The sequence below is a fragment of the Methylomonas paludis genome, assembly GCF_018734325.1.
Lineage (GTDB): Bacteria > Pseudomonadota > Gammaproteobacteria > Methylococcales > Methylomonadaceae > Methylomonas > Methylomonas paludis.
In genome coordinates this window covers 914,719-939,362 of sequence record NZ_CP073754.1, presented here as the reverse complement: position 1 = coordinate 939,362, position 24,644 = coordinate 914,719, and the positions used below count along the sequence as shown (strand labels likewise).

Below are 24,644 nucleotides of genomic sequence, written 5' to 3'. Positions count from 1 at the left end.
TAAAATGCATATTCTATTTTACCCCAGGATGCCCTGCTTTATTAAATAATGTCTTTACTTGATCATGATGCACGCAGTTTAAGCCTGATAAATTGGCTGGAAAACAGTTTGGCTTTAGAGGTTATTGAGCTGACGGCGGCTTCCAGCGATGCTAGTTTTCGCCGCTATTTCCGGGTGATACATAGCGGCGGCCGGCATATTGTCATGGATGCGCCGCCCGAGCAGGAAAATACTGAACCGTTTATCCGGATTGCCCAGCTGTTTGGCAGTGCCGGTCTGCATGTTCCGCATATTTTCCAGCATGACAGCAAGCTGGGGTTTTTGCTGTTGGAGGATCTGGGCTCAGTCAATTTGCTTGATAGCCTGAACCCCGGCAATGCCGGCCGGCTTTACCGTCAGGCTCTGAGCAGTCTGCTGAAATTACAAACCGGTATCGATTGCGCGGTTTGTGGTCTGCCGGCTTACGATACAGCGCTGCTCAGCCGGGAATTGGCGATTTTTACTGACTGGTTTCTGGAAAAATGGCTGGGGGTGACTTTACCAATATCTATCAGGCAGCCTTTACAGCAGTTATTAATTGATTCGGCACTGGAGCAACCGCAAGTGTGTGTGCATCGGGATTTTCACAGCCGAAATTTGATGGTGCTGGATGGCGATGCCCCAGGGGTTATTGATTTTCAGGATGCGGTGATCGGGCCGATTAGTTACGATGTGGTATCGCTGCTACGCGATTGTTATATCCGCTGGCCGGAAACCAGAGTGGAGCAATGGGCTTATGATTATTATCAAAAACTAGGGCAAGCCGGGCTGGTCCAGGTTGATTTTGCTTTGTTTAAGCGCTGGTTTGATCTGATGGGTTTACAACGGCATCTGAAAGCGGTGGGGATTTTTGCCCGCCTGCATTTACGCGACGGTAAGTCCGGTTATCTGGCCGATATTCCCCGCACGATGGCGCATATCACCACAGTATGTGAGCTTTACCCGGAACTTGAGGCGTTTAAGGTATTTTTAACCCGTCAGGTATTACCGATTTATCGGACGGCGCTATGAAGGCTATGATACTGGCGGCGGGACGCGGCGAACGCATGCGGCCGTTGACGGACACCACCCCGAAACCGTTGTTGCAGGCCGGCACCAAGACCTTGATTGAATACAGCCTGGAAAATCTGGCCGGCGCCGGTTTTACCGATATTGTCATCAATCTGGCCCATCTGGGCGAACAAATCCGCAGGTTTTGCGGCAATGGCCAGCGCTGGGGTTTGCATATCGCTTACTCCGATGAAGGCGATACGGCTTTGGAAACAGCCGGCGGTATCCGCCACGCCCTGCCCTTGCTGGGTGATGCGCCGTTTCTGGTGGTAAATGCCGATGTGATTTGCGCTTATCCGCTGGCACAATTGCGGACTAAAACCATTGCACTTGCTCATTTGGTGCTCATCGATAACCCTGCCCATCATCCGCAAGGCGATTTTCAACTGAATGTTGACGGCAGCTTGACGGAAACTGGTGGGTCCAAACTGACTTTCAGCGGCATAGGCATTTATCACCCGGCCCTGTTTAGTGATATTCCGGCCGGCCCTTATAAGCTGCGCCCGGTTTTGGAGCAAGCCATGCGCCAGGCTCAGGTTAGCGGTGAGTATTATCAGGGCTTGTGGCTGGATATCGGTTCACCGCAACGGTTGGCTGAAGTCTCGGCAGCGGATTTGAAATTGCCGGATTAGTCTTTTTCAGCGCGGGTTTTTGGGCTATCTTCTACAATCTATAGCTGTTCAGTGTTATCGAATCCGCAGGAATTTTAAAAAACATATATATTTATCATAAACTTATTGCATAAAAATCAATTTATGCCGAAAATATATGAACCCCGACCGGCAACTATAATTTCTTCTGTTAATCTTATATTATAAATTTTGGCTTTTTTAGTCCGCTCGATGCGGCATTACTTGCAGCAAATCAGCACCCATTAATACCCATGCAAACTGATATTTATGAATTAATTGAATGCATGACCACGCTAATACGCTCTGAAGAGCGTAAGCGTTGTACTGAGCTGGGTTTGCAGGTCGTGCATTTCCAGGTACTTAATTATCTGGCGCGTTGCAACAAATACAGCAATACTCCGGCTGCGCTGGCTAATTATCTGGGCATGACGCGCGGCACAGTATCGCAATCCCTGATTATCCTGGAAAAAAAGGGCTATATCAGCAAAACCCCAGATGTTAGCGACAAGCGTGTGGTGCATTTGGCCTTGCTACCTGCCGGCGAATCGATTCTAAAACTTGCCAGACCTGCGCAATTGTTTGATAACGCCACCAGTATTTTACGAGGTGCCGAAATCAGCGATTCCGGGGCGAATGTGTTTGAACAGGCACTAACCGCTTTGCAAAAAGCCAATCAGTCGCAATCGTTTGGGGTGTGTAAAACCTGCCGTAATTTCAGTGCACAGAACGGCGGTTTTTTTTGCCAGCTGACTCAACAACCCTTGACCAACCCGGAAAGTGAGCTGATTTGCCAGGAACATATTCCTATCTAAGCCGACCCAGTCGCCGCCGCTCCCAACCCCTGTTATAAATAAACCATGTCCTTAGTCCTTGCCCTGCCTCGTATTGCCCTGACCCCTGGTGAACCGGCCGGGATAGGCCCGGATTTATGCGTCCAACTGGCGCAACTGGCACTACCCTGTCAGTTGATTGTGGTGGCCGACCCACAGTTATTGCGGGATAGAGCCAAGCAATTGAATTTGGAGCTGGAGATTGATGTATTTGACCCCACGGTTGACCGCATCCAGTCTGCGGGCCGTTTGACGGTAATGCCTGTAGCCCTGGCCGACTCGGTGCGCTGCGGTGAACTAAACCCGGCCAATAGCGCTTATGTACTGGACTGTATCTGTCAGGCGGTGATCGGCTGTCTGCACGGTCAGTTTGCCGCGCTGGTGACTGGGCCAGTGCATAAAGGTGTTATTAATGCCGCCGGCTTTAGCTTTAGCGGCCATACCGAATTTATTGCCGAGCTGAGCGGCGCTCATCCGGTGATGATGCTGGCTACACCCGGTTTGCGGGTAGCTCTGGTAACCACACATTTACCACTGGCCCAAGTGAGTGCGGCAATCACCCGGCAAACCCTGTCCGAGGTGATCAGGGTACTGGATAATGATTTGCGACTGCGTTTTGGGGTGTCCAAACCTAAAATACTGGTGTGCGGTCTGAACCCGCATGCCGGCGAAAACGGCTATTTGGGCCGGGAAGAGATTGATGTGATTGAACCAGTATTACAGGAATTACGCGCAGAAGGTATGGACTTGCGCGGTCCTTTACCGGCAGACACGCTGTTCACCCCCAAATATTTGGACCATGCCGATGCTGTGCTGGCCATGTATCATGATCAAGGCCTGCCGGTATTAAAGTACAAAGGATTTGGCGAAGCGGTTAATATCACTTTGGGTTTGCCTTTGATTCGTACTTCGGTTGATCATGGTACGGCGCTGGATCTGGCCGGTAGCGGTCTGGCCCATTTGGGCAGCCTGCAATATGCGTTGAAAGTTGCATTGGACATGGCCGCAGCCAAAACCATTTAGGCAAGTAGCAAAGCCTGACTGGGTTTTCCAGTATACTGGCCTTATTTAGTCTGGCTGAAAAGCCTTCCTTACGTCCGTTTTACATATAACCATGACCCATCAAGCCCGTAAACGTTTCGGCCAGAATTTTCTACAGGATCAACATATCATTCAGCAAATTCTGGCTCAGGCCCGGCCTTTGGCCGGTCAACACTGGCTGGAGATCGGCCCAGGCCTAGGCGCGTTGACCCGGCCATTGTTAAAGACGGGTATCAAACTGGATGTGGTAGAGTTGGATCGTGACTTGGTGAGTTATTTGCAAACTGAGTTTGCCGATCAGCCGCAATTAACGATACACAGCGCGGATGCGCTGAAATTTGATTTTTCCAGCCTGGTCAGCACTACCGAGAAACTGCGTATCATCGGCAATTTACCTTACAATATTTCTACACCTTTAATGTTTCATGTGCTGGAAAACTTTGCCTGTGTAGCCGATATGCACTTCATGCTGCAAAAAGAGGTAGTTGAACGTATCTGCGCTGAGCCGGGCAATAAGCAATATGGCCGACTCAGTGTGATGATGCAGTATTTCTGTGAAGTGGAATATTTGTTTGATGTGCCGCCGGAAAGTTTTCATCCTGCGCCTAAGGTCACATCGGCCATCGTCAGACTGACGCCACATCAGACTGCACCGGTTGAGATCAGAGATTTGCCAAGCTTTCAGCTCTTGGTTACCACAGCGTTTTCCCAGCGCCGGAAAACCATCCGTAATTCTTTGAAAAATCTAGTGTCCGATCAAGTCATGTCCAGTTTGGGCATAGACCCTAATCTACGTGCCGAAGCATTGAGTCTGCAACAGTTTGCCTTGTTGAACCGCCATATCAGTAGCATACCAGACACTATTATCAGTGCTGAAGATACGGTATTTTAACGCTTAGTTGTTGTACAATAGCCGCCAATTTGAGCTGATGATACTCATCGGCTAGTGGATCGGAGCATCCGGGATTGATGCGCTTCACTACGTTCAGCACATCCTACGGCCCTACTTAGTGTAGTGGATCAATCTGGCTTTGCCGTATCGGTCAAAATCTGATTGGTCGACTACCAGCCTGATTTTCCCATTAACCAGAAGCCGGCCTAAATCATATTATACTGATGCAATTGACACTTCTTGAAGACTCTCCGCTGCTGCTGATAGGCTTAACTGGGCTGCTGGGGGTGATGGTGGGCAGTTTCCTGAATGTGGTCATTTACCGACTGCCTGTCATGCTTCGATATGGTTGGCGTGTGGAATGCCTGGTGTTTTTGGGTTTACCAGCCGAAGCCGCACCTGCGCCGGTAAATTTGCTGTGGCCGGGTTCGCACTGCCCGGCTTGTCAAACCGTTATCAAAGCCTATGATAATATTCCGCTGCTAAGTTATTTGCTGCTCGGCGGGCGCTGCCGGGCTTGCGGTGAAAAGATCAGCCTACGTTATCCGCTAGTTGAGCTATTGGCAGGATTTAGTGCCGGACTATTGGCCTGGCGATTTGGCTGGAGTCCGGCATTGGGCTTTGCCCTGATTTTAAGCTGGGCACTACTTGCCCTCAGCGCGATTGATATAGACCAACAATTACTGCCCGACTCTATCTGTTTGCCGGTGTTGTGGCTGGGTTTACTGGTGAATGTATTTTCGGTGTTCAGTGACTGCCGCGATGCAATTATTGGTGCAATTGCCGGTTATTTGAGCCTGTGGATTATTTATCAACTGTTTAAACTGTTGACGGGCAAAGAAGGCATGGGTTACGGCGACTTTAAGCTGCTGGCCTTATGTGGAGCTTGGCTGGGCTGGCAGGTTTTACCGATAATTGTGTTGATGGCTTCATTATTCGGCACATTAGCGGGTATTTACCAGCTGTCACGGCATAAACTGGCACTGGGTCAGCCTATGGCATTCGGCCCTTATCTGGCAGCAGCAGGCTGGTTGGCATTAGTTTGGGGCCAAGAGTTGAATAGCCTGTATTTACAAGTGACAGGTTTATAATAGATGCTGAAAATCGGCCTTACCGGCGGCATCGGCAGTGGAAAATCGACAGTTTGCCGGCTGTTTGCAGAACAGGGGATAACGATTATCGATGCCGATCTGCTTGCCCGGCAGTTGGTGGAACCCGGTCAGCCGGCTCTAACTGTGTTGGCTGCTGAATTCGGCCCACAGATATTGCAATCCAACGGCAGCTTGGATCGGGCTGCGTTGCGTGACCTGGTGTTTACCAATGCCGAACGCAAACGACAATTGGAAAGCATACTGCACCCTTTGATTTATGCGAAAATTACCACCCAGTTAGCGGTTGCACAAGGCTTGTATTGTATTGCTGCCGTGCCGCTATTACTGGAAACCTGGCAACCCGGACTGGTTGACCGGGTGCTGGTGGTGGATTGCAGCCCCAGCCAGCAGATTGAGCGAGTTATGCAGCGCGATCAGTTGAGCCGGATGCAAGCCTTGGCGATCATGGACGGACAAATGTCACGCCTGCAACGGCTTGCCAGCGCGGATGATGTGCTTGACAACTCGACTACAGTGACACAACTTGCAGAACAGATTAAAAGACTGCACAATTCCTACATTTTATTAGCCTCTGTCAGGATATCTTCGGCTTGAATACACAAACCACCTACGAATTCCCGCTCAATGAACGAATCCGGGTTTTCATGCGACTGGAACAATTGTTCCATCAACTCAGCCATTTTATGGCGGGTTCTGCCATTTTTGATAAACGCGCCGCTATTGGAGTGTTACTGGATATTTTAACGATTTTCAGTCGCAGCGATTTAAAATCGGAACTGATCAAGGAGCTTGACAGACACACCAAGGTATTAAATCATCTGGTCAACAGTCAGAACATCGATACTCATAAGCTACAGGAAACCTTGGCTGAATTAAATCAAGCCAGCCGTAATCTGTATAGTGCCAACGGTAAAATCGGCATTAAAGTCATGGAAAGCGATCTGTTTCAGAGCATCTCGCAACGTAACTCTATTCCGGGCGGCAGTTGCTCATTTGATTTACCGGCATTCCATTATTGGCTGGAACAGGATCAAACCCAGCAGCAAATAGATTTGGAACGCTGGACTCAGCCGTTTAGCGACATCCGCACCGCGATTGATTTAATTATGGGCTTTATTCGGCAAAGTAATATGCCCAGCAAGGAAACCGCAAAAGCCGGTTTTTTTCAGCTGGCGCTAGATAAAACCCACCCGGTGCAATTGCTAAGAGTGAGTATCGCGGCTGAACAATTGTGTTTTGCCGAAATCAGCGGCGGTAAACACCGTTTTAGTGTGCGTTTCATGAAACCCTCCAGTGACGAAAACCGACCTAGTCAGGTGAGTGAGGACATCGAGTTTTGGTTAACCCGCTGTATGTTCTAATGACAGACTCAGCTATTATTACCACGGTTAAATGTCCTAGTTGCCATAAACCTGTCGCCTGGATCGCTGCCGAAGTTTTTAAACCATTCTGCTCGGAACGTTGTAAGTTAATTGATTTAGGTGACTGGGCAACCGAAGCCCATAAGATTCCCGGCCCGGCCGTGATTGATCTGGCAGACGAGGAATTGTTTCCGGATTAGCTTGCGGCTAAAAATGCGCTGATGCCGGCGATGCCCTGGGCTCCGGATTGGCTGGCTTGATCCAGATCGGCCAAGCCTAAACCGCCTAAGGCGTAAACCGGCAAATTAACCTGATCGGTCAATTGGCTAAACTCAGCCCAACCCAGTGCGGCTTGGCCGGGATGACTGGTAGTGGCTTGCACCGGGGCCAGCACCACAAAATCCACACCTAATTGCTCGGCTTGGCGTAATTCGGCCAGATTATGGCAGGATGCCGCCAGCCAAGTGGCACCTGAGGGTCGGGCACTACAGTTTTGCAAAGCCCGGCTGCTCAGATGCCAGCCGTCTGCAACAGCATCCGCCAAGGGTAAATCGGCGTTAATCAACAGTACGGCCTGATATTGACGGCAATAGTCCTGCACTGCCCTTAGTGCCGCCGGCAACAGCTCAACAGCCAAAGATTTAACCCGAAATTGCAACAACCTGATGCCTTGCTGCAAGATCCGCCGGCAGTTTGCCAACACTTCGTCGATATGCCGGCCTTCCAGGATGGCGTAATAAACCGGAAGTTGCGCGGCTTTGATGATAGGCTGATTGGCCGCCGGAAACTGATATTGGTTAAGTTGGCGGACGTTTACCCAGCGCATGGCCTGGCCTTCACGCGGGGTTTCCACCCCATTATAGGCATTGACCCGCCACACATCCAACAACACCCGGCGGTCGCCGTAATCATGCCTGACCTTGATCAACGGCGTAGCGGCTTGCACATCTATGCCGATTTCTTCCTGCAATTCTCGGCGCAAGGCTTGCGGCACTGTTTCACCGGCCTCCAGTTTACCGCCCGGAAACTCCCACAAGCCACCCAGATGAGTATGATTGGGGCGTAAGGTAATCAGGATATTACCTTGCCGGTCGTCTATGACGCCCACCGCTACATGCAATTCCACCCTGGCGTTCATTCAGGTGCGGTATTCGGCATTGATACGCACATAATCATAGGAAAAATCACAAGTCAGCACCTCTTCACTGACTGCACCGCGCCCCAGCCGCACCGTGATGGTAATTTCCGGCTGATTCATCACCCGTTGACCATCCTGTTCGGTATAACTGGGTGATCGGCCACCATTTTCAACGATGCAGACCGTACCCAGATAGATTTCGATTTTTTCCAGCTCCAGATTTTCTACACCGGCCCGGCCAACGGCAGCCAGAATTCTGCCCCAGTTAGGGTCACTGGCAAAAAAAGCAGTTTTAACCAAGGGTGAATGGGCGATGGTTTTAGCAACCAATACGGCTTCAGCTACGGTATCGGCCTGTTCCACCACAATTCGCATCAGCTTGGTCGCCCCTTCCCCGTCTCGAATGATCAGTTCGGCCAATCGCTTGCAGACTCTATGCAAGGCCGCATTGAAGACTTCATATTCGGGGGTATCGGCGCTAATTTCAGGGGCGGCAGCACCAGCACTGGCCAGCAATACACAGGCATCATTGGTGGAAGTGTCGCCATCCACACTAATTCGGTTAAAAGAGTGTTCCGCCGCTGCCGCCAAACTTTGCTGTAATAAGCCGGCTTCGATGCTGGCATCGGTGGCGATAAAACCGAGCATGGTGGCCATATTAGGCTGAATCATACCCGCGCCTTTGGAAATACCGGTAATGGTAACGGGCTGACCGGCTATGCTGATGATTTCGGATGCGCCCTTGGCAAAGGTATCGGTGGTCATGATGGCCTGGGCCGCTTGCGGCCAGTGATCTTCGGCCAGATTAGCCACTGCCGCCGCCAGACCGCTGGTCAATTTAGCCACCGGCAGCGGCTCACCAATAACGCCAGTCGAAAATGGCAGCACCTGCTGAGCCAGCCCATCCACCTCTCCAGCCAGACTGGCGCAGCAGGCAAAAGCATCCTGTAGACCTTGTTTGCCGGTACCGGCATTGGCATTGCCGGAATTGATCAGCAGCCAGCGCGGCTCCTGATTTAAATGCGATTTGGCCAGATGCACCGGGGCTGCACAAAACGCATTTTGGGTAAATACTGCGGCGCAGGAGCCCCCCGCCGCCATTTCGATAACTAAAATATCATCCCGTACGGTCTGTTTGATACCGACATTAGTGCTACCCAGCTTGATGCCTTTGACGCTATGCATTTCCGGGAAGGGATTGTGACCAACTGCCATAGTTTTTCCGCTTAAAAGTTAAATTATCTGTCGAGTTACATGATTCTAAACATATAACCGCGTCAGTTTCAATCACAACTGACCACTGTCGGTGCCCTACTCCGGCTCCACGCCAGCTTAGCCGACTTGCAGAACCACGATGTATTCACCCGCTTCCTGACGAGTTTCCAACACTAGATGGCCATTGATGCGGCACCAGGCCGGAATGTCCTGCATGACGCCGGGATCGGTGCATTCCACTGTCAACACTTCCCCGGCTTGCAGGGTTTTGACTTTATCCTGGGTACGAATGACCGGCAAGGGACATAACAGCCGCCGCACATTTAAAACATGACTACTCATACAAACCACTCGGGTGGAATTTGCTCGGCCAACAAAGGTTGCACGACTATATTGTGTTCCAGGCCGGACTGGTCGCGAATAGTGACCTCAACCTGGGAAGAATCACGCCCCTGGCCGTAACGGGCGATAATTTGCCCGGCCAGCTGTAAATCTTCGGCACTGACCCGGCCGTCAATCAGGCCCAGCGGACCGCGATGACTAGCGCAATTCAGACTGATAAATTCTTTTTTATAACCGCTCATAAATTGGGCTTCGCCGTCCTCACGAGCAACTATCAGTTTAAAATTGGGTCTGGGACGGATATGCCGCCCCACTTTCAACAGCATAACATCATCCAGTTCGTAATCACGCTCACCGCGCGCCTGCCATAGATCCACCAGTTTTTTGGAATAACTGGCATCGGTTAAAAAACAGCAACCACCCGCTGGTTGGGCATAATCACTGAAACCATAATCCTTGGCCAGATTCATTTGCGGCTTGCGAGATCGGCCAGTGAAATTGAATAGCCGGTCTCGGTCTACCCAACCTTCCCGCTCCGGCAAAGTGATAGGCAGATATTGAGCCGACAAGGGGCGTAATAATAAGTCATCAGCCCCGGATTGGGCTGCGACTATGGGCATGGTCTGCTTGCGTTGCGACATGGGGCGCTGCCCCATGACTTCACCGGTGATGATGAAGTCAAAACCGTTTTCCTGCATCCATTGCTTGGCTTTGTTGACCATGAAAATCTTGCAGTCCAGACACGGATTCATATTGGCGCCGTAACCGTGTCTGGGATTAAGCAACACCTGCTTGTATTCTTCGATAATATCGATGATATGCAGTTTGATGCCTAGCTGTTCAGCCACCCACAACGAGTTGTTGCGTTTGGGCTTATCGGTATCGCGCTTGCGGATGGCGTGGGTATGGCCTTCTACACAAAACCCGGTAAAGAAATTGATACCCTCAACATGTATGCCCTGATCCATCACGGCCTTGGCGGCCAACATGGAATCCAGACCACCGGAAATTAAGGCTACTGCTTTACGTTGTTGACTCATTGCGGCTAATTTATGTAATCAAGAAAAAGCCGTTTATTATAACCTGAGCGGCAAGTTATTGAAAAATTAGATCAAGATTGGCTATAGGCTGTAAGCGAAATCGAAATTTATTGTCATTACTCGGCATAAGCTAGCATTATGCTTTTTTAAAGGCTATTTTTTGGGTTAATAGTTGCTTTTGGGGCTAGCGGTACAGGGCATTGCTGAATTTCGCTGACGCTGGTTTGATTAAGGTTACGCTGCGAATTCCTCGATTCCACTACGTTGCATCGAGGCTACGGGTCGCGATAAAGCGGGCTATAGTCGCCCGTTGCGCACGGTTTTTTTGGGTTAATAGTTGCTTTTGGGTCTAGCGGTACAGGGCATTGCTGAATTTCGCTGACCTGCTTTGATTGAGGTTACGCTGCGAATTCCTCGATTCCACTACGTTGCATCGAGGCTACGGGTCGCGATAAAGCGGGCTATAGTCGCCCGTTGCGCACGGTTTTTTGGGTTAATAGTTGCTTTTGGGGCTAGCGGTACAGGGCATTGCTGAATTTCGCTGACCTGCTTTGATTGAGGTTACGCTGCGAATTCCTCGATTCCACTACGTTGCATCGCGGCTACGGGTCGCGATAAAGCGGGCTATAGCAACCCGTTGCGCACGGTTTTTTGGGTTAATAGTTGCTTTTGGGGCTAGCGGTACAAGGCATTGTTGAATTCCGCTGACGCTGGTTTGATTAAGGTTACGCTGCGAATTCCTCGATTCCACTACGTTGCATCGAGGCTACGGGTCGCGATAAAGCGGGCTATAGTCGCCCGTTGCGCACGGTTTTTTGGGTTAATAGTTGCTTTTGGGGCAGCGGTACAGGGCATTGTTGAATTCCGCTGACGCTGCTTTGATTGAGGTTGTGCTGCGAATTCCTCGATTCCACTACGTTGCATCGCGGCTACGGGTCGCGATAAAGCGGGCTATAGTCGCCCGTTGCGCACGGTTTTTGGGTTAATAGTTGCTTTTGGGGCTAGCGGTACAGGGCATTGCTGAATTTCGCTGACCTGCTTTGATTGAGGTTGTGCTGCGAATTCCTCGATTCCACTACGTTGCATCGAGGCTACGGGTCGCGATAAAGCGGGCTATAGCAACCCGTTGCGCACGGTTTTTTGGGTTAATAGTTGCTTTTGGGGCTAGCGGTACAGGGCATTGCTGAATTTCGTTGACGCTGCTTTGATTAAGGTTACGCTGCGAATTCCTCGATTCCACTACGTTGCATCGCGGCTACGGGTCGCGATAAAGCGGGCTGTAACGAGTCACTCTGTTCAGCCTGCACATCTGCATACAGTTAGGGATGAAACCAGGCTAATTGTTTGTGTAGAGTGACCACACTGCCGACAATTATCAGGGTGGGGGCTTTCAATCCGGCCTGAGTAACCCGTTCCGGCATATCGGTCAAAGTACCGATGATGATACGCTGATCTTTGGTGGTGCCCTGCTGGATAACGGCAATGGGATGGCCGGCGGCGCAGCCGTGGGCGATGAGTTGCCGGCAGATGATCTCCAGACCAACCAAGCCCATATAAATGACTACCGTTTGATTGGGAGCGGCCAGTTGCGGCCAGTTTTGGTTGATGATGCTGCCGTCGCGTAAATGGCCGGTGACAAATAAACAGGCCTGGGCATGATCGCGATGGGTCAACGGAATACCGGCATAGCTGGCACAACCGGAAGCGGCGGTAATCCCCGGCACCACCTGAAAGCGGATGCCTTGCTGCATCAGGGTTTCGATTTCTTCACCGCCTCGGCCAAAAATAAACGGGTCGCCGCCTTTTAGCCGTGCTACCCGCTTGCCGGCCTGAGCCAGCGTGATCAGCAAGGCGTTGATGGATTCCTGGGGCAGGCTGTGATTATTACGTTCTTTGCCGACATAGATTTTTTCGGAATCGCGCCGGGCCAGATTCATGATTTCGGCAGATACCAGCCGGTCGTAGACAATCACATCGGCCTGCTGCATCAGCCGTAAGGCTCGAAATGTCAATAAATCCGGGTCGCCGGGACCCGCGCCTATCAGATAAACCTCACCGTCTGCGGTGGGCTGCGGATCGACCGCCAGACTTTCCCGCAATAAAGCTTCGGCCTGAGTCTGATTACCGGTAAACACCTGTTCGGCGATATTACCCTGCAAGGTGTTTTCCCAAAAAATGCGCCGTTGCGGAGCTGATTTTAGATTTTGTTTGACCAAGGGTCTGAATTTTTCGGCAAACTCGGCCAGCTTGCCGTAAGCAGCCGGGATTACTGTTTCGATTTTAGCGCGCAGCAAGCGGGTCAGCACCGGCGCTGCGCCGCCTGAAGTTATGGCGATCAGCAAGGGTGAGCGGTCAACTATGGCCGGAAAGATAAAATTGCACAGTGCAGGGTTATCGACCACATTAACCAGTAGCCCGGCCTGCTGGGCGGCGGCGGCAATCGCTTTATTTAGCTCATGCTGATCCGTGGCGCACACCACCAGAAAGATGCCGGTTAAATCGACAGCTTCGAAAGTCTTTTGCTGGATATCCAGGTTATAGCGATTTTGTAAATCGGTAACAGCGGTGCTGATTTGCGGCGCCACCACCCGAATTTGCGCACCAGCGCCGGCCAGTGCTTCAATTTTACGGGCGGCGACCGGGCCGGCGCCGACAACTAGACAGTTTTTTTGTTTCAGGTCTAAAAAAAGGGGGAAGTAATCCATGCTCGATTTGCAGTTATGGGCTTAAGGCGATTTTGCTGACCGGAATAGTCGGGGCAGGCTGTTCCCGCCTGCCCCGTATTGGGCGGCAGTCGGGGGGTTTATCAACCCTTGCCTGGCAACATGCCCACCGATCCCGGTTTTACACGTTGACATGATACTACGACATCCTGCTGATGGCATTTCTGCAGCTCGGTTTGGTCGGCACAGGGCGTGCAAATGGTGGTGCCGGCGGTCTTGATTTGGTGCAGATGCCAACCGTAACCCTGGGTTTGGCAGAACTGTTTGCTGTAGCGTTCCAGGGTATAGGGTTTGCTGGCGGTTTCGCTGGCCTGGGCCGGGGTGCGGCATTGGGCTGACGGCAGGGTGTTGGCCATCAGGTCGCGGAAGATGTATTCGGTGGCCATGCTGGGCATGGTCAATACCATTAATGCGGCGGCGATGAGGATTTTCATGCTCAGGCTCCGGTTTCGTTGAGGACGCGGATGTTCATGAGCTTGGATTCTTCCTGGAGTTGGGCTTTGATGGGGGCGAACTTTTCGTTTTCGTTTAGTTTAACGGCCAGCAGTGCGCCAATAGCGAGGATGGCGGCCACCACAACATATCTGAGAATGTAATCGGTTTCTGGATGTTGAGGATGTGGGTTCATGATGTTCTCCTGAAAAACATGGGAAATAAGGGTGTTGTTTCGCTGTTCTTTTAGTTTTATAGCGAGTCGATACTATATGCCGATCAAATTTGCTTGTCAAACTATTATCGAATCAAAATTATCTGACTGTTTGGGCTAGGGCTTCGGGAAAACCTAGGGATGTGATAAAGTTGCCGCCAGCAGCTATGGGCCGGATTTAACACGGAACTTTATGCATTGACAGCGCTGAGCGGCGCAGGTAAAGTAATAGCGAGTCAATATCTTATGGCCTCAGCCCGGAATCAGGTTCGGGCTGGGTTTTTTATGCGGATGACAGGAATAATAATGAAACCAACAATAAAAAAACTGCATCATTCCCTGCTGGGCAGCGCTATCGCCCTGGGCATGTTCAGCGGCGGCGTTGCGGCCAAAACCGAGGATATGAACCAATTGTATCAAGACAATTGCGCCAGTTGTCACGGTGCGGATTACGGCGGCTATCTGGCGCCGGCGCTGAATGCCGATAAGCTGAAGGGCCGCAGCCCGACTGCTTTGCGCACTATCGTGATGACCGGCAGCTTTGACACCTTGATGCCGCCGTTTTACGGCAAGCTGTCCGATGATGAAATTCGCGGCGTGATCAAGCATTTACAGGCTACTCCGAAACAGCCTAATCCGGCCTGGACCCTGGAAGACACCCGCAAATCGCTGAAAGTTTATATTAAAGACGAAGCCAGTCTGCCCAGCAAACCCAGTTATCAGATTGACGATATGTCTAATCTGATCGGGGTGGCGGCGCGGGGTAAATATGGCCGGGGCGCGGGTTCCAAAGCCGTGTTTATCAATAGCGTCACCCAGCAGAAAGTTGGGGAAGTGGCGACCGGCACTGCCGCGCATATCATTGAATTCAATCCGGCCTTCCCGCGCTGGGCTTATGTGAAAACCGACACTGCAGAAATTTACAAGATTGATTTGTATTCCATGCAGGCGGTGCGTAGTGTCAAGACCGGTTTTAACGGCCCGTCCATAGGCATATCGCGCGACGGCAAGTATCTGATGGCCGGCTCTTTTGTGCCGCATAACGCCACTATCCTGGATGCCGACACGCTGGAGCCTTTGAAAACCCTGGAATTGGAAGGGATTGATCCGGACGGCAAACAAGTGTCTTCGGATTCCGGCATGATCATCGGCACACCTTATGCGGATATTTTTGCCATTGCTTTGGAAAACGCCGGCCAAGTCTGGGTGGTGGATTTGAAAGACGGTTTTCCGGTGACCCGGATCGAAAAAGTGGGCCGGCATCTGCATGATGCTTTCCTGACTCACGGCGGCAAAAAGCTGATGGTGGCATCTTATGATGACAGCATTGTGGCGGCGATTGATCTGGAAAAACGCGAAATCATCAAAAAACTGCCTGCCGGTTGCGTACCGCATGTCGGCGGTGGTTCGGCGGTGGTGGTGGATGGCCGCACCCTGGGCTTTGGCACCAATTTCGGCGACTGCGATAAAACTGTGGTCAGCGTCTGGGATCTGGACAAGATGGAAGTAGTGAAACAGGTGCCGGTATCCGGCGGTACTGAATCACCGGCGGCACATGCCAATGCGCCTTATGTGGCAGTGGACATTATCAGCAAGGACAGACGCGCCCGCACCGTGCAATTGATAGACAAGAAAACCCTGGAAGTGGTGAAAACCCTGGATGTGGGTGGCCATGCTTATTTCCCGGAATATAGCGCCGATGGTAAATTCCTATATATCAGCGCCGGTTACAGCGGTGATGAGGTGGTGGTTTATGATTCGGTGACCTTACAGAAAGTTGCCTCCTTCCCGATGGAAAGCCCGGCGGGGATATTTTCCAGGGGCCGGGTGAAGTATATGACCCGTGGTCTGTCGCCTGACGAACTGGAGTCTGCGAAATGAGAGCGCTGGCATGGATATTGGCAGGAGCCGGGCTGCTGACAGCCGGGGCAAGTCAGGCGGCCAGTCCGTATGCCGGTCAGGAAAAGGCGGCGGCGGTGTGTTCGCAATGTCACGGTATCCGAACTCCCAGTGCTGATGCGCCCTTCCCGCCGCTGGCCGGGCGTGATCCAGAGTATCTGAAGTCGGCGCTGAAGCAGTATCGCAACAAGACCCGAGTGTCTGACTTGATGAATGCGGTGGCCGGTTCGCTGAGCGATGAGGATATTAATAATATCGTTAGTTATTACGCGAATGTCCGGCCCTGAACGGCTGGGCTTGATCTTGCTGCTGGGCTGTAGTGTGGCGGTGGCCGAGCCGGATTTGGCCCGGCAACAGGAGTTGAGCAATCTGCTCAAGCATGATTGCGGGGCCTGTCATGGTTTGTCACGCAAGGGCGGCCTGGGGCCGTCTTTGCTGGCGGCGGATTTGGCCGGGAAAAGCGATGAGTTTTTAGTTGCGACGATTTTGCAGGGCCGGAAGGGTACGGCGATGCCGCCGTGGCGCTCGATGTTGAGTGAGGCGGATGCTTTGTGGCTGGTTAAGGCGTTGCGGGAGTAGTAGGGGTTTGTTGAATTTTGCTGGTGCTGGTTTGATTGAGGCTGTGCTGCGAATTCCTCGATTCCACTGCGTTGCATCGAGGCTACGGGGCTTTGTGGCTGATTAAGGCGTTGCGGCGGTGAGTGGTAGAGGGTTTTGTTGAATTTTGCTGATGCTGGTTTGGTTGAGGCTGTGCTGCGAATTCCTCGATTCCACTGCGTTGCATCGAGGCTACGGGGCTTTGTGGCTGATTAAGGCGTTGCGGCGGTGAGTGGTAGAGGGTTTTGTTGAATTTTGCTGCTGCTGGTTTGATTGAGGTTGTGCGGTGAATTCCTCGATTCCACTGCGTTGCATCGAGGCTACGGGTGGCTGTCCACTCTATTTTGATTATGGGTAATATGAAATTTTTGCTTGTACTGTGTGTGGTGTCGGCTGGACTGCTGGGTGGATGTGCGACTGCTGAGCTGCGCGGCAGCGGTGACCTGGGGGTGGTGATCGAGCGGGAAGCCGGTAGTGTGCTGATTGTGAATACTACCCGGATTGCGGTGCTGAGCCGGATTACCGAGCTGGGCGATTTGTCGCATGCTTCGGTGGTGTTTTCCAGGGATCAGCGCTATGCCTATGTGTTTGGCCGGGACGGCGGCTTGAGTAAAATCGATTTATTGCAGGACAAGCTGGAGAAACGCATAGTCCAGGCCGGTAACAGTATAGGCGGGGCGATTTCTCAGGATGGGCGTTGGATTGCGGTATCCAATTATACACCCGGCGGGGTGAAGATTTTTGCTGCAGACACCCTGGAGCAGATCGCCGATATTCCGGCCAGCTATGGCGAGGGTTTGCTGTCCAAGGTGGTGGGCCTGGCCGATGCCTCTGATCAGCGCTTTGTGTTCAGTCTGTTTGATGCCGATCAAATCTGGGTGGCGAATCTGCATAATCCGCAAGCGCCGCAAATTCAAAAATTCAGCCAAATCGGTAAACAGCCTTATGACGCTCTACTCACGCCGGATGGCCGTTATTATCTGGCCGGTCTGTTTGGCGAAACCGGGCTGGCCAAGCTGGATTTATGGCAGCCTGAGGCCGGAGTAAACCGGGTGTTGCCGGATTATGGCGCTCATGAAGAAAAGCTGCCGGTGTATAAAATGCCGCATTTGCAGGGCTGGACGGCCAGCGGCGACTGGCTGTTTGTGCCGGCGGTGGGTCAGCATGAGGTGCTGGTGATAGACAAGCATACCTGGCAATTGCTGAAGCGGATTCCGGTGGCCGGGCAACCGGTGTTTGTCACCGCCCGGCCGGATGGGCGTCAGGTGTGGGTAAATTTTGCCCTGCCGGATAATCAATTGGTACAGGTGATAGATGTTAAGGATTTGAGCGTGAGCAAAACGCTGCAGCCCGGCAAAGCTGTGCTGCATATGGAGTTTAGTCCGCGCGGTGAAACGGTGTGGTTGGCGATCCGGGATGATAACCGGGTGGCGGTTTATGACACTGAAACGCTGAGTGAGATCGGGCAATTGCCGGCTGATAAACCCAGCGGGATTTTTTTTAGTGCCCGTGCCAATCAACTGGGTTTGTAAACCATGCTGCCACCGCTGTACAAACAGTTGCTGAATGATTATCAGCAGGATTTTCCGTTAAGCCCCAGGCCGTATCTGGACATCGCTGAGCAGTTGGGGGTGTCGGAAGCTGAAGTGCTGGCAGCGTTTGAGGCGCTGAGTGAACAGCAGCTGATCAGCCGCATCGGCCCGGTGATTGCGCCAAACAATATAGGCAGCAGTGCGCTGGTGGCGATGCAGGTGCCGCCGCCGGAACTGCAGCGGGTGGCGGATTTGATCAGCCGTTATCCTGAAGTGAATCATAATTATGAACGGGAAAACCGCTTTAATCTGTGGTTTGTGCTGATAGGCCGGGATGCCGATCATTTGCAGGCCTTGCTGGCCGATATTGAGCAGCGCAGCGGGCTGAAAACCATGCCGTTGCCGATGCTGGCGGATTTTTATATCAATCTGGGTTTTGAACTGAATTTGCATGATTGACGCAGTGGATTATCAATTAATTGCCGCCGTGCAGCACGGCCTGCCGATTACGGCCCGGCCTTATGCGGCGATAGCCGCGCAACTGGGCATCGGCGAAACCGAGGTGATCGAACGCTTGCAGGTGTTGCGGCAGTTGGGCCTGATTAAACGCTGGGGGGTGGTGGTGAAGCACCGGCAACTGGGTTATCAGGCTAATGCCATGATAGTGCTGGATGTTCCGGATCAACAGGTGGAAGCACTGGGCCGGCAAATCAGCAGTTATGCTTTTATTAATTTATGTTATCAGCGGCCGCGCCAGGGTGAGCGCTGGCCCTATAATCTGTATTGTATGATCCACGGTAAAAGTCGGGACACGGTGTTGCAGCAATGGGCGGAGCTGGTGACCGGTTGCGGCTTGGGCGGATTTGGCAAAGAAATTTTATTCAGCCGGCGCTGTTTCAAACAACGCGGCGCGGTGTATCAGTCGGCGGCGCAGCAACTGGAGCCGGCACATGGATGAGTTGGACAAGGCGATTATCAATCGCTTGCAAACAGGCCTGCCGATTTGCCCGGCACCTTATGCCCAGGTAGCTGTGGAATTGGGCATAAGCACCGAACTGTTGCTGGAGCGGCTGCAACAGCAGTTGGACAGCGGCTTGTTGACGCGGTTTGGCCCGATGTATCACGCCGAGCAAATGGGCGGCGCGTTGTCGCTGGCGGCCATGCAGGTGCCGGAAGCGCGCTTTGCCGAAGTGACCGATATCGTCAATGCTTTTGTGGAAGTGGCGCATAATTACGCCCGCGAACACAGTCTGAATATGTGGTTTGTGCTGGCTACAGAACGGCCGGAACAGGTTGGCGAGGTATTGGCGGCGATTAGCGCACAAACCGGTTTGACGGTGTTTAATATGCCCAAACTCAATGAATATTATGTGGGTTTGCAACTGGAGGCCTGATGCAGCTTGATGCGATAGACCGGCAGATTATCCAGGCTACTCAAGCCGGGTTGCCATTGGTGGCCGAGCCGTATCTGGCCTTGGCGGAAAGCTTGGGTTTGACGGCTGCCGAGGTGATGCAGCGGCTGACGGCGATGCTGGACGGGGGCGTGATCCGCCGCATCGGTGCGGTGCCGAATCATTACCGGCTGGGCTATAAGCATAATGGTATGACGGTGTGGGATGTGGATGATGCCGAGATCGACAGGTTGGGGGCGGCGGTGGCGGCGCTGAGCTTTGTCAGCCATTGTTACCGGCGGCCCCGGCATTTGCCGGACTGGCCGTATAATCTGTTTGCCATGGTGCATGGCAAGACGGCGGCTGAGGCCGAGGCGCAGGTAGCGCAGATTGCGGTTTTGCTGGGGGCGGATTGTCGGCGGCATGAGGTTTTGTATAGTAGCCGGATTTTGAAGAAGACTGGGTTGAGGTTATCTTGATGGATTGACGTTTTGGGGATAGTTTTGCTTTATTCTGAGGCTAGGCGGGTTACGATGTGCGGGGAGATGTTTGCAATAGTTTGGTTGTGTTACGCACATCTAACCCGCCCTACGGGCTGAATAAAATAACCTGAACCCATTTTCCATTTCCAGGAATTAATATGTTTCGATTAAGCCAGTATATGCGCGAAGTGTTGCACCCTACCCCGCTGACGCCGGCGCGGAAGCCGGCTGGGCCGGTGGTGATCTGGAATTTGATCCGGCGCTGTAATTTAACCTGCAAGCATTGTTATACCACCTCGGCTGATATTGATTTTCCGGGCGAGCTGAGTACGGCGGAAATTTATACGGTGCTGGATGATTTAAAGGCGTTTAAGGTACCGGTACTGATTTTTTCCGGTGGCGAGCCTTTGCTGCATCCGGATATCTTCACGATTTCCCAACGTGCCAAAGATATGGGTTTTTATGTGGCGCTGTCCAGTAACGGGACGCTGATTACGCCGGACAATATCGCCCAAATCGCTGCCATCAATTATCAATATATCGGCGTGAGCCTGGATGGTATGCAGGCTGCGCATGATAAGTTTCGGCAGAAATCCGGCAGTTTTGACGCGGCGCTGGCCGGTATCCGCTTGTGCCGGGAACACGGCATCAAGGCCGGGGTGCGTTATACGCTGACTCAGGACAATGCTGCGGATTTTCCGGCCATGCTGGAACTGATGGATGCTGAGGACATCGACAAGTTTTATTTGTCGCATTTGAATTATGGCGGGCGCGGTTATAAAAATCGCAAGGATGACGCGGCGTTTGTACTGACCCGACAGGTGATGGATGCTTTGTTTGAGCAGGCGCTGCGCTGGGAGCAGCAAGGGCTACAGCGTGAGGTGGTGACGGGTAATAATGATGCGGATGCGGTGTATTTTCTGCATTGGCTGCAACGGCGGTTTCCTGAGCGGGTGGCGCATGTACAGGCCAAGTTGCGGCAATGGGGCGGCAATGCTTCGGGGGTGAATGTGGCTAATATCGATAATCTGGGCTATGTGCATCCAGACACTTTCTGGTGGCATTATTCGCTGGGTAATGTCCGGCAGCGGCCGTTTTCGGCGATCTGGCAGGATGTGTCCGACCCGTTGATGGCGGGGCTGAAGGCTACGCCGCGGCCACTGTTGGGGCGTTGCGGCGCCTGTGCGCATCAAGCGATTTGTAACGGCAATACCAGGGTGCGGGCGCAGCAGTTGACCGGCAGTTTCTGGCAGGAAGATCCGGGCTGTTATTTGACCGATGCCGAGATTGGTTTGCATGAGTTGATAGAGGAGCCGGCATGAGCGTTTTGTTATTAAGTGTGATGCTGTTGTTGTTGAGTGGGCAGGCTTTTGCCGAGCCGTTACAGCATGTGGTGGTGATCTGGCTGAAGCAGCATGGGGATGCGGCGGCGCGCGCCCAGTATATTGAGGCCAGCCGGGGGCTGGCAGCGCTACCGGGGGTGTTGTCTTATCAGGTGGCGGAACCGGCGGTGATCAAGCGGGAACGGCCTAATGCGGCGGTGGATGAGTCGTATGATGTGGCGGTGTCGGCCAGTTTTGCCAGCCGGGCGGCTTATGAGGATTTTTTGAAAAATCCGTTGTATTTGCAGCCGGCTATGCAGGTGTTGAGGCCTTTGGTGGACAGGTATTTGATTTATGATTTTGGCGGGTAGTTGCCCTGTAAAGGCCTGAAAAGTAGAACTATATAGGAGACCACATTGAATTTTTCTGAAGCGTCTATTCTTGATAGCACTCTTTGCATCTTGGCTTGTTTGTTACGGTAGCCAGATTGTTTTGAATACTGACTCGGAAATCACCACGGTAAACTGATTTTTGCCGACCATAAACTGTACGATTTGAAAATCAGCGGCACTTTTAAAATCGCCAATCTGCAATTGCTATTGGAATCCCTGGAAGCCGGATTTTCCATCAAAGCCCAAATTATCGATTCTCAACACGTACGCTTGCAATGATCCCCCCATTCTGATGTGTGAACACCTTTCTGGACACACGGTTCAGCAGCTATTTGCTGCAATTCGTTACGAGTGTAGTGCGGTGGATTGCCTGCGGCGAATCCACCCTACCTGACACCCGCCTTACGAGCGTGGAAAAATGTAAGCTGACTCCATTATTTGGTTGGTTTGGTTCGGGTAGGGATTTTGGTGAGAGCAATGGCCGGACAGGTTTGAAGGTGGTGCGGTGGATTGCCTGCGGCGAATCCACCCTACCTGACACCCGCCTTACGAGCGTGGGAAAATGTAAGCTGACTCCATTATCTGGTTGGTTTGGTTCGGGTAGGGATTTTGGTGAGAGCAAAGGCCGGACCGGTTTGAAGGTGGTGCGGTGGATTGCCTGCGGCGAATCCACCCTACCTGACACCCGCCTTACGAGCGTGGGAAAATGTAAGCTGACTCCATTATCTGGTTGGTTTGGTTCGGGTAGGGCTTTTGGTGAGAGCACAAAGGCCGGACAGGTTTGAAGGTGGTGCGGTGGATTGCCTGCGGCGAATCCACCCTACCTGACACCCGCCTTACGATCGTGGAAAAATGTAAGCTGACTCCATTATTTGGTTGGTTTGGTTCGGGTAGGGATTTTGGTGAGAGCAATGGCCGGACAGGTTTGAAGGTGGTACGGTGGATTGCCTGCGGCGAATCCACCCTACCTGACACCCGCCTTACGAGCTGGGAAAATGTAAGCTGACTCCATTTATTTGGTTGGTTTGGTTCGGGTAGGGCTTTTGGTGAGAGCAATGGCCGGACAGGTTTGAAGGTGGTGCGATGGATTGCCTGCGGCGAATCCACCTTACCTGACACCCGCCTTACGAGCGTGGAAAAATGTAAGCTGACTCCATTATTTCTGACGCCATTTTTGGTCGATGTAGACGGCGCCGATGAGGAGGTAAAGCGGGGTGATGGGTAGCCTGAAGCGGGCGAGGCCGATTGTGCCGCCGGTGGCGGTGAAATAGGCAATACTCACGCTGAACAGGGCTAATATCGCCAACCGGCGTTGTCTGAACAGGGTATAAGATCCCATCAGGAAGGTGGTGTAATTTACCAGCAGCAAAACCAGTACGATCATTCCTGCCACGATTTCCGGCAGGCTCTTGGATTGGAAGAAGGTGGCGATGAGTTGGAACTGGCTCTCGGTGGCAAACATGGCTTCGCCCGGCAGGTGGGTGGGCGGCAAGCCTAGTCGCTTGATGATATCGGCGGTACCCAGATTGGCGTAGGTGTGCAGCACGCCGCTGATCAAGCTTGAGGCGTAAAGCTGGGGGTGGGTTTTTATATACTCGACGGCGATGTGCTGGGCAATGGCTTCGCTGACAAAAGGATTGCGGCTGCCGGTTTCCGAGTGTCCATAGTAGCCTGAATAACCCAACGCTTGGGCTTGTGCCAGGTATGCGGCTGTGATTACCTCGGCGGGCTGATGGGTTTCTTTGGCGCGGGCATAGACTACCTGCCAGAACAGCAGATTCTCACCCTGTACCGATGACAGCTTGACGGTATCGTAGAGTGTGTAATTTCGGTATAGCCACGGGCTGATTGTGATGACAAAGGCCAGCCCGAACAGTAGCGCGTATTTTGTTCTGAGCAGCAGGTTTTTTGTCGGCCACACCAAGGCGCATCCCAATAAAATGACAAAATAATACTGGGAGACTGGCTTGACTAAAGCTGTCAGCGCCAGCAGCAGCCCGGCGGAGAGGAAGCTGCGGCCTTTTCCCAGCTTTAGTGCATACAGGTAATAGTACAGGGCGGCGGCCAGGAGAGCATCATAGAGGCTTTCGCTGTACAGATTGGCGGCCCAAATGATGGCGTTGGCATCAATGGCAAACAACGCAGCGGCAATAATTCCGACCCGACTGGAGAAGAGCAGTTCGCCGATTTTGAAAACGTAATACAGCGTCACTAAATCGACAAATATCTGCGCGAACAAGACCACCCAGGGTTTAGTGCCGAACAATTGGTAGAAGACTGCGATGAAGAATGGATAACCCGGCGTTCTGAAGGTGTCGCCGCAGAAGCTGAAGTGATCGACTATGCATTGTGCGAGACTGTGATAGAGGGGGGAATCGCCGGTCAGGATGCTTTCGGTCTGCACTTGGATATCCCAAGGCCGAAACAGCAGGAACACGGTCAAGCGCAGCACAAAAGCCAACAGGAATATTAGCCATATCCGGTATTTTTTGATGGTATTCATGATTTTCCCCTCATGCTCAATATGGCTGAACGTATAGAGTCTGTTAATAGCGAAATTGCAGAACATGATGACGATGGTTGCCAGCATCTGTGCATAGATATAGGGCATTGACGCTCTCTGGGTCAAGGCCCAGAATAGTGCCGCGTTTACGCCCATCATTAACACGGTGACGATGATATAGCGGAGAAAAACCTGGGCATGTGAGCCTTTGGCTCTAAAGGTCAGGTGATACTGGAACAAGTAGTTAAATACAGTGCCTATGCAAAAACCCAGAGAAGTTGCCAGGGATGGATTGAAGCGATAAATTTCAACCAGGAACGCCAGCACCAGCAGATGGATGAGGGTGGCCAGCCCGCCACCAATAACATAGCGGATAAAGACGCGGAAAGCTGGGCTGATTTTCATTGCTTGATTTTATTATGGTTGATATCTGGCTTATATGCTTAGCCGACGGATCCGGTGATA

27 protein-coding genes are annotated in these 24,644 nt (G+C 52.3%); 19 read left to right on the top strand and 8 right to left on the bottom strand.

Annotation, left to right across the window (positions count from 1 at the left end; genetic code table 11):
- Positions 1-48 precede the first annotated feature (48 nt).
- From KEF85_RS04390 to KEF85_RS04350, 9 genes are all read left to right on the top strand, one after another.
- Entirely contained in the window at positions 49-1,050 is a 1,002-nt protein-coding gene (locus tag KEF85_RS04390; RefSeq protein ID WP_215583506.1) for an aminoglycoside phosphotransferase family protein, read from the top strand.
- The gene (gene murU / locus KEF85_RS04385; protein WP_215583505.1) at positions 1,047-1,721 is read left to right on the top strand and encodes an N-acetylmuramate alpha-1-phosphate uridylyltransferase MurU; all 675 of its coding nucleotides are present in this window, start codon (positions 1,047-1,049) and stop codon (positions 1,719-1,721) included. The genes KEF85_RS04390 and murU overlap by 4 nt, the downstream gene beginning before the upstream one ends.
- Before the next feature lie 251 nt (positions 1,722-1,972).
- A complete protein-coding gene (locus KEF85_RS04380; protein WP_215583504.1) occupies positions 1,973-2,533 on the top strand; it encodes a MarR family winged helix-turn-helix transcriptional regulator in 561 nt (186 codons plus the stop codon).
- 45 nt (positions 2,534-2,578) lie between these two features.
- Positions 2,579-3,574, top strand: a complete 996-nt coding sequence (pdxA, locus tag KEF85_RS04375; RefSeq protein ID WP_215583503.1) for a 4-hydroxythreonine-4-phosphate dehydrogenase PdxA — start codon at positions 2,579-2,581, stop codon at positions 3,572-3,574.
- A gap of 91 nt (positions 3,575-3,665) precedes the next feature.
- Positions 3,666-4,484: a 16S rRNA (adenine(1518)-N(6)/adenine(1519)-N(6))-dimethyltransferase RsmA gene (rsmA, locus tag KEF85_RS04370; RefSeq protein WP_215583502.1), complete on the top strand. Its 819-nt coding sequence runs from the start codon at positions 3,666-3,668 to the stop codon at positions 4,482-4,484.
- 224 nt (positions 4,485-4,708) lie between these two features.
- Positions 4,709-5,575, top strand: coding sequence for a prepilin peptidase (locus KEF85_RS04365; protein ID WP_215583501.1), 867 nt, complete (start codon positions 4,709-4,711; stop codon positions 5,573-5,575).
- 3 nt (positions 5,576-5,578) lie between these two features.
- A complete protein-coding gene (coaE, locus tag KEF85_RS04360; protein WP_215583500.1) occupies positions 5,579-6,190 on the top strand; it encodes a dephospho-CoA kinase in 612 nt (203 codons plus the stop codon).
- Complete coding sequence (zapD, locus tag KEF85_RS04355; RefSeq protein WP_215583499.1) at positions 6,187-6,957, top strand: cell division protein ZapD; 771 nt, start codon at positions 6,187-6,189, stop codon at positions 6,955-6,957. Before coaE ends, zapD begins: the two co-directional genes overlap by 4 nt.
- Positions 6,957-7,157, top strand: a complete 201-nt coding sequence (locus KEF85_RS04350) for a DNA gyrase inhibitor YacG (protein WP_215583498.1) — start codon at positions 6,957-6,959, stop codon at positions 7,155-7,157. The genes zapD and KEF85_RS04350 overlap by 1 nt, the downstream gene beginning before the upstream one ends.
- Here the strand turns inward: KEF85_RS04350 and KEF85_RS04345 are convergent.
- The 7 genes from KEF85_RS04345 to KEF85_RS04315 form a co-directional block, all read right to left on the bottom strand.
- Positions 7,154-8,095 carry a Nudix family hydrolase gene (locus KEF85_RS04345; RefSeq protein WP_215583497.1) on the bottom strand — a complete coding sequence of 314 codons (942 nt, stop codon included), beginning with the start codon at positions 8,093-8,095 and terminating at the stop codon, positions 7,154-7,156. The genes KEF85_RS04350 and KEF85_RS04345 overlap by 4 nt on opposite strands.
- Positions 8,096-9,310 carry a bifunctional glutamate N-acetyltransferase/amino-acid acetyltransferase ArgJ gene (gene argJ, locus KEF85_RS04340; RefSeq protein WP_215583496.1) on the bottom strand — a complete coding sequence of 405 codons (1,215 nt, stop codon included), beginning with the start codon at positions 9,308-9,310 and terminating at the stop codon, positions 8,096-8,098.
- A 117-nt stretch (positions 9,311-9,427) separates the two neighbouring features.
- On the bottom strand, positions 9,428-9,652 hold the full coding sequence (locus KEF85_RS04335; RefSeq protein ID WP_215583495.1) for a sulfurtransferase TusA family protein: 225 nt from the start codon (positions 9,650-9,652) through the stop codon (positions 9,428-9,430).
- The gene (locus KEF85_RS04330; protein WP_215583494.1) at positions 9,649-10,692 is read right to left on the bottom strand and encodes a tRNA (5-methylaminomethyl-2-thiouridylate)-methyltransferase; all 1,044 of its coding nucleotides are present in this window, start codon (positions 10,690-10,692) and stop codon (positions 9,649-9,651) included. The genes KEF85_RS04335 and KEF85_RS04330 overlap by 4 nt, the downstream gene beginning before the upstream one ends.
- A gap of 1,319 nt (positions 10,693-12,011) precedes the next feature.
- A complete protein-coding gene (cysG, locus tag KEF85_RS04325) occupies positions 12,012-13,397 on the bottom strand; it encodes a siroheme synthase CysG (RefSeq protein ID WP_215583493.1) in 1,386 nt (461 codons plus the stop codon).
- Positions 13,398-13,498: 101 nt separating this feature from the next.
- A complete protein-coding gene (locus tag KEF85_RS04320) occupies positions 13,499-13,849 on the bottom strand; it encodes a hypothetical protein (protein ID WP_215583492.1) in 351 nt (116 codons plus the stop codon).
- 2 nt (positions 13,850-13,851) lie between these two features.
- Entirely contained in the window at positions 13,852-14,043 is a 192-nt protein-coding gene (locus KEF85_RS04315) for a hypothetical protein (RefSeq protein WP_215583491.1), read from the bottom strand.
- 324 nt (positions 14,044-14,367) lie between these two features.
- Here KEF85_RS04315 and KEF85_RS04310 point away from each other — a divergent pair, with 324 nt between their 5' ends.
- The 10 genes from KEF85_RS04310 to KEF85_RS04265 all read left to right on the top strand — a co-directional run bounded on the left by KEF85_RS04310 (position 14,368) and on the right by KEF85_RS04265 (position 21,655).
- Positions 14,368-15,942 (top strand): nitrite reductase, encoded by a 1,575-nt coding sequence (locus KEF85_RS04310; protein ID WP_215583490.1) that lies wholly within the window; start codon positions 14,368-14,370, stop codon positions 15,940-15,942.
- Complete coding sequence (locus KEF85_RS04305) at positions 15,939-16,247, top strand: c-type cytochrome (RefSeq protein WP_215583489.1); 309 nt, start codon at positions 15,939-15,941, stop codon at positions 16,245-16,247. Before KEF85_RS04310 ends, KEF85_RS04305 begins: the two co-directional genes overlap by 4 nt.
- Positions 16,234-16,539 carry a c-type cytochrome gene (locus KEF85_RS04300; RefSeq protein WP_215583488.1) on the top strand — a complete coding sequence of 102 codons (306 nt, stop codon included), beginning with the start codon at positions 16,234-16,236 and terminating at the stop codon, positions 16,537-16,539. The genes KEF85_RS04305 and KEF85_RS04300 overlap by 14 nt, the downstream gene beginning before the upstream one ends.
- A 377-nt stretch (positions 16,540-16,916) precedes the next feature.
- Positions 16,917-18,089 carry a cytochrome D1 domain-containing protein gene (locus KEF85_RS04295; RefSeq protein WP_215583487.1) on the top strand — a complete coding sequence of 391 codons (1,173 nt, stop codon included), beginning with the start codon at positions 16,917-16,919 and terminating at the stop codon, positions 18,087-18,089.
- A gap of 3 nt (positions 18,090-18,092) precedes the next feature.
- Positions 18,093-18,548: an Lrp/AsnC family transcriptional regulator gene (locus KEF85_RS04290; protein WP_215583486.1), complete on the top strand. Its 456-nt coding sequence runs from the start codon at positions 18,093-18,095 to the stop codon at positions 18,546-18,548.
- Positions 18,541-19,047 (top strand): siroheme decarboxylase subunit beta, encoded by a 507-nt coding sequence (ahbB, locus tag KEF85_RS04285; protein WP_215583485.1) that lies wholly within the window; start codon positions 18,541-18,543, stop codon positions 19,045-19,047. Before KEF85_RS04290 ends, ahbB (KEF85_RS04285) begins: the two co-directional genes overlap by 8 nt.
- Entirely contained in the window at positions 19,040-19,483 is a 444-nt protein-coding gene (locus tag KEF85_RS04280; RefSeq protein ID WP_215583484.1) for an AsnC family transcriptional regulator, read from the top strand. The genes ahbB (KEF85_RS04285) and KEF85_RS04280 overlap by 8 nt, the downstream gene beginning before the upstream one ends.
- Complete coding sequence (gene ahbB, locus KEF85_RS04275) at positions 19,483-19,959, top strand: siroheme decarboxylase subunit beta (RefSeq protein WP_215583483.1); 477 nt, start codon at positions 19,483-19,485, stop codon at positions 19,957-19,959. Before KEF85_RS04280 ends, ahbB (KEF85_RS04275) begins: the two co-directional genes overlap by 1 nt.
- Before the next feature lie 161 nt (positions 19,960-20,120).
- A complete protein-coding gene (gene nirJ, locus KEF85_RS04270; RefSeq protein ID WP_215583482.1) occupies positions 20,121-21,284 on the top strand; it encodes a heme d1 biosynthesis radical SAM protein NirJ in 1,164 nt (387 codons plus the stop codon).
- Positions 21,281-21,655, top strand: coding sequence for a Dabb family protein (locus KEF85_RS04265; protein WP_246535035.1), 375 nt, complete (start codon positions 21,281-21,283; stop codon positions 21,653-21,655). The genes nirJ and KEF85_RS04265 overlap by 4 nt, the downstream gene beginning before the upstream one ends.
- Before the next feature lie 1,177 nt (positions 21,656-22,832).
- Here KEF85_RS04265 and KEF85_RS04260 read toward each other — a convergent pair.
- A complete protein-coding gene (locus tag KEF85_RS04260; protein ID WP_215583481.1) occupies positions 22,833-24,584 on the bottom strand; it encodes a GtrA family protein in 1,752 nt (583 codons plus the stop codon).
- Positions 24,585-24,644: the final 60 nt, after the last annotated feature.

Excerpts from the sequence above, each read along its gene's own strand:
- KEF85_RS04390 (WP_215583506.1), top strand. The coding sequence starts at position 49 with ATGTCTTTACTTGATCATGATGCACGCAGTTTAAGCCTGATAAATTGG.
- murU (WP_215583505.1), top strand. The coding sequence starts at position 1,047 with ATGAAGGCTATGATACTGGCGGCGGGACGCGGCGAACGCATGCGGCCG.
- KEF85_RS04380 (WP_215583504.1), top strand. The coding sequence starts at position 1,973 with ATGCAAACTGATATTTATGAATTAATTGAATGCATGACCACGCTAATA.
- pdxA (WP_215583503.1), top strand. The coding sequence starts at position 2,579 with ATGTCCTTAGTCCTTGCCCTGCCTCGTATTGCCCTGACCCCTGGTGAA.
- rsmA (WP_215583502.1), top strand. The coding sequence starts at position 3,666 with ATGACCCATCAAGCCCGTAAACGTTTCGGCCAGAATTTTCTACAGGAT.
- KEF85_RS04365 (WP_215583501.1), top strand. The coding sequence starts at position 4,709 with ATGCAATTGACACTTCTTGAAGACTCTCCGCTGCTGCTGATAGGCTTA.
- coaE (WP_215583500.1), top strand. The coding sequence starts at position 5,579 with ATGCTGAAAATCGGCCTTACCGGCGGCATCGGCAGTGGAAAATCGACA.
- KEF85_RS04350 (WP_215583498.1), top strand. The coding sequence starts at position 6,957 with ATGACAGACTCAGCTATTATTACCACGGTTAAATGTCCTAGTTGCCAT.
- KEF85_RS04345 (WP_215583497.1), bottom strand. The coding sequence starts at position 8,095 with ATGAACGCCAGGGTGGAATTGCATGTAGCGGTGGGCGTCATAGACGAC.
- argJ (WP_215583496.1), bottom strand. The coding sequence starts at position 9,310 with ATGGCAGTTGGTCACAATCCCTTCCCGGAAATGCATAGCGTCAAAGGC.
- KEF85_RS04335 (WP_215583495.1), bottom strand. The coding sequence starts at position 9,652 with ATGAGTAGTCATGTTTTAAATGTGCGGCGGCTGTTATGTCCCTTGCCG.
- KEF85_RS04330 (WP_215583494.1), bottom strand. The coding sequence starts at position 10,692 with ATGAGTCAACAACGTAAAGCAGTAGCCTTAATTTCCGGTGGTCTGGAT.
- cysG (WP_215583493.1), bottom strand. The coding sequence starts at position 13,397 with ATGGATTACTTCCCCCTTTTTTTAGACCTGAAACAAAAAAACTGTCTA.
- KEF85_RS04320 (WP_215583492.1), bottom strand. The coding sequence starts at position 13,849 with ATGAAAATCCTCATCGCCGCCGCATTAATGGTATTGACCATGCCCAGC.
- KEF85_RS04315 (WP_215583491.1), bottom strand. The coding sequence starts at position 14,043 with ATGAACCCACATCCTCAACATCCAGAAACCGATTACATTCTCAGATAT.
- KEF85_RS04310 (WP_215583490.1), top strand. The coding sequence starts at position 14,368 with ATGAAACCAACAATAAAAAAACTGCATCATTCCCTGCTGGGCAGCGCT.
- KEF85_RS04305 (WP_215583489.1), top strand. The coding sequence starts at position 15,939 with ATGAGAGCGCTGGCATGGATATTGGCAGGAGCCGGGCTGCTGACAGCC.
- KEF85_RS04300 (WP_215583488.1), top strand. The coding sequence starts at position 16,234 with ATGTCCGGCCCTGAACGGCTGGGCTTGATCTTGCTGCTGGGCTGTAGT.
- KEF85_RS04295 (WP_215583487.1), top strand. The coding sequence starts at position 16,917 with ATGAAATTTTTGCTTGTACTGTGTGTGGTGTCGGCTGGACTGCTGGGT.
- KEF85_RS04290 (WP_215583486.1), top strand. The coding sequence starts at position 18,093 with ATGCTGCCACCGCTGTACAAACAGTTGCTGAATGATTATCAGCAGGAT.
- ahbB (WP_215583485.1), top strand. The coding sequence starts at position 18,541 with ATGATTGACGCAGTGGATTATCAATTAATTGCCGCCGTGCAGCACGGC.
- KEF85_RS04280 (WP_215583484.1), top strand. The coding sequence starts at position 19,040 with ATGGATGAGTTGGACAAGGCGATTATCAATCGCTTGCAAACAGGCCTG.
- ahbB (WP_215583483.1), top strand. The coding sequence starts at position 19,483 with ATGCAGCTTGATGCGATAGACCGGCAGATTATCCAGGCTACTCAAGCC.
- nirJ (WP_215583482.1), top strand. The coding sequence starts at position 20,121 with ATGTTTCGATTAAGCCAGTATATGCGCGAAGTGTTGCACCCTACCCCG.
- KEF85_RS04265 (WP_246535035.1), top strand. The coding sequence starts at position 21,281 with ATGAGCGTTTTGTTATTAAGTGTGATGCTGTTGTTGTTGAGTGGGCAG.
- KEF85_RS04260 (WP_215583481.1), bottom strand. The coding sequence starts at position 24,584 with ATGAAAATCAGCCCAGCTTTCCGCGTCTTTATCCGCTATGTTATTGGT.